Origin of the sequence: Gulosibacter sp. 10 (assembly GCF_900163695.1) — a bacterium.
Lineage (GTDB): Bacteria > Actinomycetota > Actinomycetes > Actinomycetales > Microbacteriaceae > Gulosibacter.
Genome location: NZ_FUIC01000012.1, coordinates 160,527 through 172,589, shown reverse-complemented (window position 1 = coordinate 172,589; position 12,063 = coordinate 160,527). Strand labels below are relative to the sequence as shown.

Below are 12,063 nucleotides of genomic sequence, written 5' to 3'. Positions count from 1 at the left end.
GATCCTGCTACAGTGATCCAGTTGCCTCCGTAGCTCAGTGGATAGAGCGCCGGTTTCCGGTACCGTAGGTCGCAGGTTCGACTCCTGTCGGGGGCACGCTTCGCAGGCGCCCGGAGTGATTCTCGGAATCCTCCGGGCGCTTCGCCGTTTCCCCGCGGCCCGACGCATCCGCCCGGATCCGCAGGCCGCGCAGCAGCCGCTCGAGCTGCTCGGCCCCGGCGCGCGGCGCCTCCGGGTGCCACTGCACCCCGAGCAGGGGCGCCGATACGTGCTCGACGCCCTCGATCACGCCGTCCGGCGCCGCCGCGCTCACGCGCAGCCCCGCCCCGAGCCGCTCGACCGCCTGATGGTGGTAGGACTGCGTCGAGAGCGGGGCGCCGCCGAGCAGCCCGGCCAGTCGGGTGCCTCGGACCGGGACGACCGGGTGGGCGATGAACTTGTCCGAACCCGCTCCGCCGCCCCGGTGAGCGTCCGCACTGTCGAGATGCTGCACCAGGCTGCCGCCGAGCGCCACGTTCAGCAGCTGCAGGCCGCGGCAGATGCCGAGCAGGGGCGTCTCCCGCTCGAGCGCGGCGCGGATGAGCGCGATCGTGCGCCGGTCGGCGAGCGGCAGGTGCGCCCCCGCCTCCGGATAGTCCTCGCCGCCGCCGTAGAGCGAGGGATCGACGTCCTCGCCGCCCATGATCACGACCGCGTCGGCCTGCTCGAACCCGGTGAGCACCTCGGCCTCGCGGATATCGCCGATGAGCATCCGCCCCGTGACCCAGCCGACCGCCGACGCCGCGGTCACGACCCGACGGCTCAGGGAGTCGAGCACGTCCGTGAAGGCGTGGTCCTCGCGGCGGCGGGTGGCGTCGACGACGAGGAGGAAGGGCGCGGAGACGGTCACGATCTCGTTATACCAGGGGCGGACGCTCCGGGAAACGGCTCGGTGCCCCGCGGTTGCGGGGCACCGTCGTCGTGTCGAGGAACCGATGCCGGCGGTCGGCCTTGATCGGTTCGCGGGACTTGGGTTCGGTATCGCTGAGAGAGCTAGTGCTCCGTACCGCGCTCGAAGTCCGTGAACGCCTCGTGGAGGCGGTCAAGAAACTGGTCGACGTCGTGAGGGTCGTACCCCTCGCGGAATCGGGTCTGCGCGAACGCCACCGACTGCACGTGCTCGGCAGTCACCGGTTGGCGCTTCGGGGACTCCCCGGCCTCGTAGTGCCGAAGGGTGTCCACCACACGGTCGAGGAAGTGGTCCACTTCCATCTGGTCGTAGCCGACCGTGTACTTCGTGGCGCGGAACTGCTCCTGCAGCACATCATCACTGCGCACGTATGCCTCCGTAAATTCAGTACATTGGGACAGAACCGCGAGCAATGTTACGCCCTCTCCGCGCCGTACCGGGCCCCACAAAGCCGAATCGGTCTGGAAGGATCGAGGCATGCTCATCCGACTGCTCCGCGACACGCTCCTCGACTCGCCGCTCTCCCGTCTGGGGAGCACGATCGCCACCGGCATCGCGCTCGCCTACGGCGTGCCGCTGTCGACCGGGCGCATCGAGCGCCGCAACCGGCTCATCGTGCTGCAGGGGCTGCCGCGCTGGGCCTTCCGCCGCGGCGGCGTGTGCGTGGGCAGGGTCTACCTCACGAGCCGCAACGTCTCGCCGAGGGTGCTGCGGCACGAGGAGCGCCACGTGCGCCAATGGGAGCGCTACGGGATGCTCTTCCCCCTGCTCTACGGGCTCGCCGGCGCGGACCCGCTCAGGAACCGCTTCGAGATCGAGGCCGGGCTGGAGGACGGCGGCTACGTCCGACCGCGCCGCGGCTGAGCGCGATCACGCCGGCTCCGGCGCCCGCGCGGCCCAGTCGTACACCCGCTCGAGCTCGGCGCCGAAGCGCAGGAGCAGGGACTCCGCGCCCGGGCGCCCGATCGCCTGCACGCCCCACGGCAGCGGGTCCGCCTCGACCGGCAGGGTGATCGCGGGCAGCCCCGCGACGTTGAGGTAGCTCGTGTACGGCGTGTACTGGCACTGCTCGACGAAGTTGCGGTCGCCGTCCTCCTGGTCGTACCACCAGAGCGGGCGCGGGGACATCGCGAGCGAGGGGGTGAGCACGAGGTCGTACGGCGCGTAGTCCGCGATGAGCTGCTGCTCGAACCGCTGCAGCGCGCCGAGCGCCCCCACCACGCGGCTTGCCGGGAGCGTGCGCCCCACCTCGATGAGCCAGCGCGTCAGGGGCTGCACGTGCGCGAGCGCCTCGTCGTCGAGCGGCACCCCGGACGCGCCGCCCTGCCAGATCGCGCGGAAGGCGTCGACGTACTCGGGGAACGGTCGGGGCTCGACCGGCTCCACGCGGTGCCCGAGGCGCTCGCACGCCGCCGCCGCCCGCTCCAGCACCGCCTGCGCCGCCGGATCGAGGCGGATGTCGTAGTGCGAGGCCCAGGGCGACCACGTGTTGAAGCCGATCCGCAGCCGCTCGAGCGGGCGCTCCAGCGCCTCGAGGTAGGAGGCCTCCCCCGCCGGGGCCGTGAGCGCGAAGCGGTCGTGCGGGCTGCCGTCGCCCCGCTTCGCGATCATGCCGTCGAGCAGCAGCGCCGCATCCTCGACGGTGCGCGCGATGGGCCCGGCCACGCCCAGCCCGCCCAGCGCGTCGATGCCGGAGCCGCCGGGTACCCGCCCGCGCCCCGGCTTGAGCCCGACCAACCCGCAGGCGGCGGCGGGGATGCGGATCGACCCGCCGCCGTCCGATCCGGGCGCGAAGGGCAGCATCCTCGCCGCCGCGGCGACCGCCGCGCCGCCCGAGGAGCCGCCGGGCCCGCGCTCGAGGTCCCACGGGTTGCGGGCGACGCCGCCGTCGAGCCGGTTCTCGGTGTAGGAGGGGAAGCCGAACTCGGGGGTGTTGGTCTTGCCGAGCGATACGCCGCCAGCGGCATCCATGTCCTCGACGATCGGCGAGGAGCGCTCCGGCACGTACCCGGTCATCGACCTGGAGCCGAAGCTCGTCGGCACGCCGGCGCGATCCGAGAGGTCCTTGTCGCCGAAGGGCAGGCCCCAGAGCGGGAAGGCGCGCAGGTCGCGGGCGGCGCGGGGGTCCTCCTGCCGCGCCTCGTCCAGCCGCCGCGCCCGCTCGAGCGCCGCCTCGCCCGTCACGGTCGTGAAGGCGCGGAGCGAATCGTTGCGCTCCTCGATGCGGGCGAGATAGTGCTCGACCAGTTCGAGGCTCCGCAGCTCGCCCTCGGCGAGAAGGCGGCGCTGCTCGACGGCGGACAGCTCGTGGAGTTCGCTCATGCCCCGAGCCTATCGACTGCCGCTCACGAGTCCACCCGCCAGTCCACCGGCGCGGCGCCCTGCTCCTCGAGCATCGCGTTCGCGCGCGAGAACGGGCGGGAGCCGAAGAACCCGCGCGAGGCCGAGAGCGGGGACGGATGGGGGGACTCGACGGCCGGGGTCGGCCCGAGGAAGACCTTGGTGCGCCGGGCGTCGTTGCCCCAGAGGATCGCGACGAGCGGGCCGCCGCGCGAGGCGAGCGCCCGCAGCGCGGTCTCGGTGACGTCCTCCCATCCCTTGCCGCGGTGCGAGGCCGGACGGCCCGGCTGCACGGTGAGCGCGCGGTTGAGCAGCAGCACGCCCTGCTCGCTCCATCGGGCGAGGTCGCCGTGCTCGGCCGGCGGGATGCCGAGATCGTCGTGCAGCTCGCGGTAGATGTTGTCGAGCGAGCGCGGGATCGGCCGCACCTCGCGGTCCACCGCGAAGCTCAGGCCGATCGGATGCCCCGGCGTCGGGTAGGGGTCCTGCCCCACGATGACCACGCGCACATCCGCGAACGGCTGCTTGAAGGCGCGGAGCACGTTCTCGCCCGCGGGCAGGTAGCCACGCCCCGCCGCGTTCTCGGCGCGCAGGAACCGCCCGAGCTCGGCGATGCGGCCCTCCACGGGCGCGAGCGCCTCCGCCCAGCCCGGGTCCATGCGGCCCGAGGAAACCAGATCCGCGAGCGTCATGCCGGCTCCTCCGCCCGCGAGCTCTCGACGCGGACGCCGCCGTCCGCGGCCGAGATCTGCCAGAGCGAGCCGCGTCCCAGCAGCTCGAGCGCCGTCTCGGAGACCTCGAGCGCCGTGCCCTCGTCGAGGGCCAGGACCGTCTCGACGAGCCCCGATTCGCAGCAGGCCACGCCGAGCCCCACGAGGCCCCGCTGCGCGGCGTGGCCCAGCACCGACATGTCGATCAGGCCCAGCCCGGGTTCCACGCGCACCTCCCCGGCCGAGCCGGCGGGGCCGGCGGGGCCGGCGGGGGCCACCCTGACGCCCCCGATCTCGTCCCCGCCGAGGATCGCCGCCTCCGAGGCGACGACCGCGCCGGCGCCGATGCCGAGGTACGGCACCCGCTCGTGCACGAGCCTGCGGAGGTCGGTCGCCCGGTCGGCCAGCGCCGCGAGCAGCGCCGCGGGGGCGCCGTCGGCGACGAGGATGCCGTCGGCGGTGAGGAGCTCGCCGCCGTCGAACCCCGCCGTCACCGCGTCCGATTCGTCCGTGCGCGCGGCGAGCGCGACGCATTCGACCCGCGAATCGATGCCGAACGACACCGCCTCGTGCAGCGCGGCGTCCGGGTGCTCCCCCGCGACGATCACCGCGACGCGCGGGATCCGACCGCCCGCCCGCGCCTGCGCGGACGCCACGAACCGATCGACGATGGGGCGCAGAGCCTCGCGATCGCCGCCGCCAGCCAGAAGAATGCTCATCGCCTCCATCGTGCCACGGATGGGCCCGCGCGTTACGCCCGGAATTGGCAGAGCTCCCGGATGCGGGCAGGATACTCGGTAGGCGACGAAGCCCCGATCCGGGATTCGACGCGATCGAATCCCACGACGACTAAGGAGTCCACGAATGACGCCACGGTTCGAAACGCTGCAGGTGCACGGCGGCGCCCAGACCGACCCGACCACCAACGCGGTGATCACCCCGATCTATCAGACGACCGCCTACGCCTTCAACGACGCGGAGCACGCGGCGGGGCTCTTCGCGCTCACCGAGACCGGCAACATCTACACGCGCATGATGAACCCGACTACCGACGTGCTCGAGCGGCGCGTGGCCGCGCTCGAGGGCGGCGCCGCCGCGCTCGCCACCTCCTCGGGGCAGGCCGCGGAGATGCTCGCGGTGCTGAACATCGCCGGCGCGGGCGACCACATCGTCTCCTCCACGTCGATCTACGGCGGCACCTTCAACCTCTTCAAGTACACCCTCGCCCGGCAGGGCATCGAGGTCACCTTCATCGCCGATCAGGACGACCCCGAGGAGTGGCGCGGCGCCGTCCGCCCGAACACCAAGCTGTTCTTCGCCGAGACGATCGGCAACCCCGCGATCAACGTGCTCGACATCGAGGCCGTCGCGCAGGTCGCCCACGAGGCGGGACTGCCGCTGATCGTGGACAACACGGTCGCGACGCCCTACCTCATCCGCCCCTTCGAGCACGGCGCCGACATCGTCGTGCACTCCGCCACGAAGTACCTCGGCGGCCACGGGGCCGTCGTGGGCGGACTCATCGTCGACGGCGGCCGCTTCCCGTGGAGCGAGCACGTCGACCGCTTCCCCGGCCTCACGGAGCCGGACCCCACGTACAACGGCATCAGCTACACGGGCGCGCTCGGCGACGCCGCCGCGTACATCCTCAAGGCCCGCGTGCAGCTCATGCGCGACATGGGCACGACCCTCGCGCCGGCCTCCGCCTGGCAGATCATGCAGGGCGTCGAGACGCTCAGCCTGCGGATGGAGCGCCACGTGCGGAACGCGCAGGCCGTCGCGGAGTGGCTCGAGCAGCAGGACCAGGTGGTCTCGGTGAACTACGCGGGACTGCCCGAGAGCCCGTGGCACGACCGGATCCGCAGGTACTCGCCGAACGGCGCCGGCGGGCTGCTCACCTTCGAGCTCCGCGGCGGGCACGACGCCGGCCGCAAGGTCGTCGAGGGCGTGGAGCTGTTCAACCACGTCGTGAACATCGGCGATGTGCGCTCGATCATCACGCACCCCGCATCCACCACGCATGCCCAGCTCACCCCCGAGCAGCAGCTCGCGGCCGGCGTCACCCCGGGGCTGATCCGGCTCTCGGTCGGCATCGAGCACATCGACGACATCATCGGCGACCTCGAACAGGCCATCCGAGCGGCGGTCGGCGGCTAGGCTGTCTGCAATGCAATGGAGTGATGCTCTCTACGGGGTGCGCGGCATCGAGCGCGCGGCCGAGCGTCGGAGTTCCTCCGCCATCCGCCCTCCGGCCACGGGCGCGTGGCTGGAGGGCGACGACCCCGGCGCGCGCCGATTCGCGTTCGCCGGGCAGTTCGAGTTCGAGCACGGCGGCTCGGTGCCGCTGCGCATCGCCTACGAATCCTGGGGCGAGCTGAACGAAGACCGTTCGAACGCCGTGCTCGTGCTGCACGCCCTCACCGGCGACTCGCACGTGGAGGGCGCCGTCGGGCGCGGCCACGCCACCCCGGGCTGGTGGCCGGGCCTCATCGGCCCCGGACTCCCCCTCGACACGGACGAGTGGTGCGTCATCGCGCCGAACATGCTCGGCGGCTGCCAGGGCACGACCGGCCCCGCATCCATCTCGCCGGACGGGCGGGAGTGGGGCGCCCGGTTCCCGCGCACGACGATCCGCGACCAGGTGCGCGCGCAGGCGGCCCTCGCCGATGCACTCGGAATCGAGCGCTTCGCGGCGGTCGTCGGCGGTTCGATGGGCGGCATGCAGGCGCTCGAGTGGGGCGCGATGCTGCCCGAGCGCGTGGAGCGGCTGGTGATCTTCTCGGCGCCGCCCGTGATCGACGCGATGACCATCGCACAGAACACGCTGCAGGCCGACGCGATCCGCCTCGATCCCGCATGGGCCGACGGCGACTACTACGACGCCTCCGCCGGCGAGGGCCCCAACCGGGGGCTCGCGCTCGCCCGCCGGCTGGCGATGCTCCAGTACCGCTCGGACACCGAGCTCGACAACCGCTTCGGCCGCTCCTGGCAGTCCTCGCTCGCGCCCGAGGACGGCGTCGGGCGCTACGCGGTGGAGTCCTACCTCGACTTCCACGGCAACCGGTTCACCCGGCGCTTCGACGCCAACAGCTACGTGACGCTCACCAGCGCCATGAACACGCACGACGTCGGCCGCGATCGCGGCGGCGCGGAGGCGGCGCTCGGCAGGATCGAGGTGCCCGCGCTCGTCGTGGGCATCGACAGCGACACGCTCTTCCGGATCGGGACGCAGCACCGCATCGCCGCCGGTCTGGCGAACTCGCTCACGGGCGATCGCGCGATGGTCATCGAATCGCCCTTCGGGCACGACGGCTTCCTGCTCGAGATGCGCGAGGTCGGCGGCGCCCTGCGCCAGGTGCTCGAGCGGCGCTGAGCCGGGCGCGGGCTCAGCGCGTCGGCGCCGCGGCGGGCGACCGCGCTCCTCGCGGCACCATCCGCACGACGGCGAGCACGAGCATCGCGAGGACCAGCAGGTTGCGCAGCAGCAGCGTGAACGCCGCCCACGGGATGCCCGCCGTCACCCAGCCGTAGTACCAGGGGTAGATGACCTGCGTGAGGAGCGCCACGAGGAGCCCGAGCAGCGCCACCCAGCGGAACCAGCGGAAGTCCCACACGAGCCCGACCACGATGACCGGGGCGAGCCACGTGAAGAACTGCGGCGAGCCGACCTTGTTGACGAGGATGAAGGTGGCCACGAGCGCGAGCGTCAGCGAGGGGTACAGCCGCGCGAACCGCGTCCCGCCCCGTGCCGCGAGGAACCCGAACCCGAGCAGCGCGAGGATCACGACGAACATGAGCGGCGTGAGCGCCGAGGCGATGGCGGCCGAGCCCGGGCCCTCGATCTGCGTCGTGAGGATCTGCTGGTCGAAGTAGACGCGATAGCCGCCGGCCCCGAATGCGGCGAGCATGAGCAGCAGGCTCGCGCCGAGCGATTCGACCTGCAGGCCGCGACCGGTCTGCTCGGCGACGAAGCTCGTCAGATGCTCGAAGCGCCATCCGTCGACGAGGAGCATGATCGGCAGCAGCACGGCGAGGCAGGCGAGCACGGCCCCGATCACGAGCCGCCCGCGGCGCCGGATCACGACGAACGCCGCCGCGAAGGGGGCCGCGGGCCACACCTTGATCCACGCCGCGAAGGTGAGCGCGGCCCCGGCGCCCATCGCCCGCTCCCGCAGCGAGAGCATGCCGACGAGCGCGAAGGGGACCGTGATCGCGTCGATCCGGCCGATGCCGATCGGTCCGATCGCGATCATGAAGGCCACCCAGAACCACGCGGCCGCGCGCCGGAGCCCCGCGCCCGCCGCGCCGCGGTTCCTCAGCGTCAGCCACCACAGCGCGGCGAGGTCGAGCAGCAGCACGATCAGCAGCCAGGCGGTCCCGTAGTGCGCGTGCCCGCCGATGAGGTCGGCCAGCCACATCGGCAGGAGCGAGGCCACGGGATAGACGAACGGCTCGTGCACGCCCGGGATCGATCCGGTCTCCGCGGCGCGATCGAGCCAGCCCCGGTAGACGCCCGTCACATCGTTCATCGGCACCGAGGCGTGCCAGGAGGACACCCACCCGTAGTAGAGGTGGCAGGCGATGAAGACGACCCACATCAGCCACAGCTCGACGCCCGGCCCGAACCATCGCGGGCGGGGGACGGCGCGGGGCGCGCGGCGGCCCGCGGCCGTCACGATGCGAGCACCGCGCCGATGACGGCGGGGATCGCGGCGGCCGCGTCCGAGGCGGTGATCGGCCCGCCCGCCGGGCCGGCCGCGAGCCCTCGGGCGTCCGCGACGATCGTTTCGGAGCCCGGCGAGGCGCCCGCGGCCCGCTGGGCCGCGACCCAGCCGGCCCGCGCGTGCACCCAGGCGCCCGCGGCCGCGATCGCGGCCACGTCCTCGTCCGCGAGCGGGTCGGGCGCGCTCGCCGCATGGGCCGTGGCCAGCAGCGCGCCCAGCAGTCCGGCGAGCACGTCCCCCGTGCCCGCCGTCGCGAGCCACGCCGTCGGCGATTCGACGAGCAGGCGATGCTCCCCCCGCGCGATGCGGGTCGTGCCGCCCTTGAGCAGCACGGCGCAGTCGAGCGCATCTGCGGCGCGCAGCGCGGCCGAGCCGGGATCGCGCTCGATCTCCGCCCTCGTGGGCGCGTCGCCGGGCAGCCGTCCGAGCAGCCGTTCGAGCTCCCCCGCATGCGGGGTGACGACGAGTCCGCGCGTGCCCCGCCGGATGGCGCTCAGGGCGCCGGCGTCGGCCACGATCGGGACGCCGGCGGACTCGGCCTCCGCGATGAGCCCGCGCCGCGGGTCGCCCTCGAGATCGGCGAGCCCCGAGCCGATGACCAGCGAGTCGTGCCGCCCCTCGCCGCGCACGACCTCGGGCCGCGCCGCGAGCACGGCCTCGCCGACCGGATCCGGTCCCGCGTACCGGAGCATCCCCGCGCCGCCGCGCGCCGCCGCCTGGGCGCCGAGCACGGCCGCGCCGGGGAAGCCGGCCGAACCGGTCGCGAGCAGCACCACGCCGCGGGTGTACTTGTGGTCGCTCCCCGCCGGGGCCCGGAGGCGCCGGCGCACGAACTCGGCATCGACGGATCGCCATCCGGGCCGGGAGGTGTGTGCCATGCCTGCCAGCTTAGCGAGATCCGGCTCCTCTCAGCGCCGCTCGGTGGCGTCGCGCACCTCGCCCACCAGCTCCTCGATGACGTCCTCGAGGAAGAGCACCCCGAGCGTCTGCCCCGTCTTGTCGATCACCCGGGACAGGTGCCGTCCAGTGCGGCGCATCGAGGCGAGCGCGTCCTCGAGCTCGGTGCCCGCGTACATCGACGCGAGCGGCCGCACCTCGGACTCGACGATGGGCCGGTCGTACTCGGCATCGCCCAGGCCGATGAGGTCCTTGAGGTGGATGTAGCCGACCGGTACGCCCTCCCGCGCGATGATGTAGCGGGAGTAGCCGTACTCGGCCACCGCGCGCTGCACGTCGTGCGGGGTCGCCCCCTCGTGCAGCATCCGGATGCCGGCGATGGGCACCGCCACCTCGCCGACCTTCTTCGAGGTGAACTCGAACGTGTTCGCGAGCGTGCCGGCCTCATCGGTGAGGATGCCCTCCCGCTTCGACTGCGCGACGATGCCCGCCACCTCGTCGAAGGTGAACGTGCTCGTCGCCTCGCTCTTGGGCGTGACCCGGAACGCGCGCAGCGTGAGGTTCGCGACCTCGTTGAGCAGCCAGATGACGGGACGGAACACGCGGGCCACGAACACGAGCGGCGGTGCGAGCAGCAGCACCGCCCGGTCCGGGACCGAGAAGGCGATGTTCTTCGGCACCATCTCCCCGAGCACGACGTGCAGGTAGGTCACGAGGATCAGCGCGATCGCGAAGCCCGAGACGCCGACCCATTCGGCGCTCATGCCGGTCCAGGCGAGCGGCCCCTCCACGAGGTGGTGGATGGCCGGCTCCGAGACGTTGAGGATCAGCAGCGAGCACACCGTGATGCCGAGCTGGGAGGTCGCGAGCATGAGGGTCGCGTGCTCCATCGCGAACAGCGCGGTCTGGGCCGCCTTCGAACCGCGTTCGGCACGGGGCTCGATCTGCGAGCGGCGCGCCGTGATGACGGCGAACTCCGCGGCCACGAAGAACGCGTTGAAGGCGAGCAGGACCACGAGCCAGACGATGCCCTGGATATCCGGGTTCACTGCCGGCCCCCTCGCTCCTCGGACTGCCGCGTGCGCCGCAGCAGCTCTTCGCGGCTCTCGTAGGTGTCGTTCGGGATGAATCGGAGCCGGCTGACGCGGCGGCCGTCCATCTCCTCGACCTCGAGCACGCCCTCGTCGATCGCGACCTGCTCGCCCACCGCGGGCACGCGCGCGAGCTCCATCATCACGAAGCCGCCGATCGTCTCGTAGGGGCCGTCCTCCGCGATGCGGATGTTGAGCCGCTCGCGCAGCTCGTCCGGCCGCAGCAGGCCGTCGAAGCTGATGCGGTCCCGGCGGCGGATGATCTCCGCGTGCGCCCGGTCGTGCTCGTCCACGAGCTCGCCGACGATCTCCTCCACGAGGTCCTCGAGCGTCACCACCCCGGAGGTGCCGCCGTACTCGTCGAGCACGATCGCCATCTGGTAGCCCTCGCCGCTGCGCAGCTCGCCGAGCAGCGCGTCGAGCTCGATGGTCTCCGGCACCATGAGGGCGTCGCGGCGGATCGCCCCCACCGGCACGCTCGCGCGCCGGTCCCGCGGCACCGCGACGGCGTACTTGAGATGCGCGACGCCGACCACGTCGTCGATGTCCTCGTCGGTGACGGGGAAGCGCGAGAACCCGGTCTGGTGCGCGAGCGCGATGAGCTCGTCGACCGAGGCGTCGGCGCCGATCACCGCCACGCGCGGCCGCGGGGTCATCACCTCCTCCGCCGTGTGCTCGCTGAACCGCAGCGTGCGGTTGAGCAGCACGGCCTTGTCGGTGTCGAGCACGCCCGCGAGGGCGCTGCGGCGCACGAGGCTCGAGAGCTCCTCGGCGCTGCGGGCGCCCGAGAGCTCCTCCTTCGGCTCGATGCCCATGCGGCGGATGAGCCAGTTCGCCGACCCGTTGAGCACCGCGACCGCCGGGCGGAACACCGCGGTGAAGACGTTCTGCGCGGGCACCACGATCTTCGCGAGACGGTCCGGCAGCGCGAGGGCGAAGTTCTTGGGGATGAGCTCCCCGATCACCATCGACAGGAACGTCGCGACGAGCATCGCGATGATGGTGCCGATGCTCGACACCCAGTCCTCGCCGATGCCGAGGGCGATCAGCCCGTCCGCGAGGAGGGAGGTGATCGCGGGCTCCATCGTGTAGCCCGTGAGCAGCGTCGTGAGCGTGATGCCGAGCTGCGCGCTCGAGAGATGCGTCGAGGTCTCCTTGAGGGCCGCGATCACGGGGCCGAGGCCGCGCTCGCCCCGGTCCCTGCGGTTCTCGAGCTCGTTGCGGTCGAGGTTCACGAGCGTGAACTCGGTCGCGACGAAGACGCCCGTGCCCACGCAGAGCAGCAGGCCGACGACCAGAAGTAACCAGTCCATAGTTGTCCGCGAGTCTACTGGATCGCCGTGCTGCGACCG

General features: G+C 72.6%; 11 protein-coding genes, 1 tRNA gene and 1 pseudogene. 4 read left to right on the top strand and 9 right to left on the bottom strand.

The genetic code is table 11. From position 1 onward, the window contains the following. The first annotated feature begins 23 nt into the window (after positions 1-23). Positions 24-96: transfer RNA gene (locus FM112_RS05365), tRNA-Arg, on the top strand. A gap of 190 nt (positions 97-286) precedes the next feature. On the opposite strand, the pseudogene FM112_RS05360 reads toward FM112_RS05365, so the two are convergent. Next, positions 287-751 (bottom strand): annotated as a pseudogene (locus FM112_RS05360) (gamma-glutamyl-gamma-aminobutyrate hydrolase family protein); the annotation flags it as partial. A 281-nt stretch (positions 752-1,032) separates the two neighbouring features. Next, positions 1,033-1,317 (bottom strand): DivIVA domain-containing protein, encoded by a 285-nt coding sequence (locus FM112_RS17390; protein ID WP_217874435.1) that lies wholly within the window; start codon positions 1,315-1,317, stop codon positions 1,033-1,035. Positions 1,318-1,426: 109 nt separating this feature from the next. Here FM112_RS17390 and FM112_RS05350 point away from each other — a divergent pair, with 109 nt between their 5' ends. Next, the gene (locus tag FM112_RS05350; RefSeq protein ID WP_087004587.1) at positions 1,427-1,813 is read left to right on the top strand and encodes a Fe-S oxidoreductase; all 387 of its coding nucleotides are present in this window, start codon (positions 1,427-1,429) and stop codon (positions 1,811-1,813) included. A 6-nt stretch (positions 1,814-1,819) separates the two neighbouring features. Here the strand turns inward: FM112_RS05350 and FM112_RS05345 are convergent, their stop codons facing one another. Genes FM112_RS05345 through FM112_RS05335 form a run of 3 tightly spaced genes read right to left on the bottom strand, consistent with a single transcriptional unit; the run spans position 1,820 to position 4,718 of the window. After that, the gene (locus FM112_RS05345; protein WP_087004584.1) at positions 1,820-3,271 is read right to left on the bottom strand and encodes an amidase; all 1,452 of its coding nucleotides are present in this window, start codon (positions 3,269-3,271) and stop codon (positions 1,820-1,822) included. A 23-nt stretch (positions 3,272-3,294) separates the two neighbouring features. Beyond that, entirely contained in the window at positions 3,295-3,981 is a 687-nt protein-coding gene (locus tag FM112_RS05340) for a uracil-DNA glycosylase (protein WP_087004581.1), read from the bottom strand. Continuing rightward, positions 3,978-4,718: a Type 1 glutamine amidotransferase-like domain-containing protein gene (locus FM112_RS05335; protein WP_176386676.1), complete on the bottom strand. Its 741-nt coding sequence runs from the start codon at positions 4,716-4,718 to the stop codon at positions 3,978-3,980. The genes FM112_RS05340 and FM112_RS05335 overlap by 4 nt, the downstream gene beginning before the upstream one ends. A gap of 145 nt (positions 4,719-4,863) precedes the next feature. Between FM112_RS05335 and FM112_RS05330 the strand changes: the two genes are divergently transcribed. After that, positions 4,864-6,156 carry a bifunctional o-acetylhomoserine/o-acetylserine sulfhydrylase gene (locus FM112_RS05330; protein ID WP_087004577.1) on the top strand — a complete coding sequence of 431 codons (1,293 nt, stop codon included), beginning with the start codon at positions 4,864-4,866 and terminating at the stop codon, positions 6,154-6,156. Between the two features lie 10 nt (positions 6,157-6,166). Continuing rightward, a complete protein-coding gene (locus tag FM112_RS05325) occupies positions 6,167-7,372 on the top strand; it encodes a homoserine O-acetyltransferase (protein ID WP_087004574.1) in 1,206 nt (401 codons plus the stop codon). A 13-nt stretch (positions 7,373-7,385) separates the two neighbouring features. Here FM112_RS05325 and FM112_RS05320 read toward each other — a convergent pair whose 3' ends face one another. From FM112_RS05320 to FM112_RS05305, 4 genes are read right to left on the bottom strand one after another with little or no spacing between them, the layout of a single operon-like run. Then, positions 7,386-8,675, bottom strand: a complete 1,290-nt coding sequence (locus FM112_RS05320; RefSeq protein WP_087004571.1) for a glycosyltransferase 87 family protein — start codon at positions 8,673-8,675, stop codon at positions 7,386-7,388. Continuing rightward, positions 8,672-9,601: an NAD(P)H-hydrate dehydratase gene (locus FM112_RS05315; RefSeq protein WP_087004568.1), complete on the bottom strand. Its 930-nt coding sequence runs from the start codon at positions 9,599-9,601 to the stop codon at positions 8,672-8,674. The genes FM112_RS05320 and FM112_RS05315 overlap by 4 nt, the downstream gene beginning before the upstream one ends. A 30-nt stretch (positions 9,602-9,631) precedes the next feature. Next, the gene (locus FM112_RS05310; protein ID WP_087004565.1) at positions 9,632-10,669 is read right to left on the bottom strand and encodes a hemolysin family protein; all 1,038 of its coding nucleotides are present in this window, start codon (positions 10,667-10,669) and stop codon (positions 9,632-9,634) included. After that, positions 10,666-12,024: a hemolysin family protein gene (locus FM112_RS05305; protein WP_087004562.1), complete on the bottom strand. Its 1,359-nt coding sequence runs from the start codon at positions 12,022-12,024 to the stop codon at positions 10,666-10,668. The genes FM112_RS05310 and FM112_RS05305 overlap by 4 nt, the downstream gene beginning before the upstream one ends. Between the last annotated feature and the right edge of the window lie 39 nt (positions 12,025-12,063).

Coding starts and splice junctions, on each gene's coding strand:
- FM112_RS05350 (WP_087004587.1), top strand. CDS start 1,427: ATGCTCATCCGACTGCTCCGCGACACGCTCCTCGACTCGCCGCTCTCC.
- FM112_RS05345 (WP_087004584.1), bottom strand. CDS start 3,271: ATGAGCGAACTCCACGAGCTGTCCGCCGTCGAGCAGCGCCGCCTTCTC.
- FM112_RS05340 (WP_087004581.1), bottom strand. CDS start 3,981: ATGACGCTCGCGGATCTGGTTTCCTCGGGCCGCATGGACCCGGGCTGG.
- FM112_RS05335 (WP_176386676.1), bottom strand. CDS start 4,718: ATGAGCATTCTTCTGGCTGGCGGCGGCGATCGCGAGGCTCTGCGCCCC.
- FM112_RS05330 (WP_087004577.1), top strand. CDS start 4,864: ATGACGCCACGGTTCGAAACGCTGCAGGTGCACGGCGGCGCCCAGACC.
- FM112_RS05325 (WP_087004574.1), top strand. CDS start 6,167: ATGCAATGGAGTGATGCTCTCTACGGGGTGCGCGGCATCGAGCGCGCG.
- FM112_RS05315 (WP_087004568.1), bottom strand. CDS start 9,601: ATGGCACACACCTCCCGGCCCGGATGGCGATCCGTCGATGCCGAGTTC.
- FM112_RS05305 (WP_087004562.1), bottom strand. CDS start 12,024: ATGGACTGGTTACTTCTGGTCGTCGGCCTGCTGCTCTGCGTGGGCACG.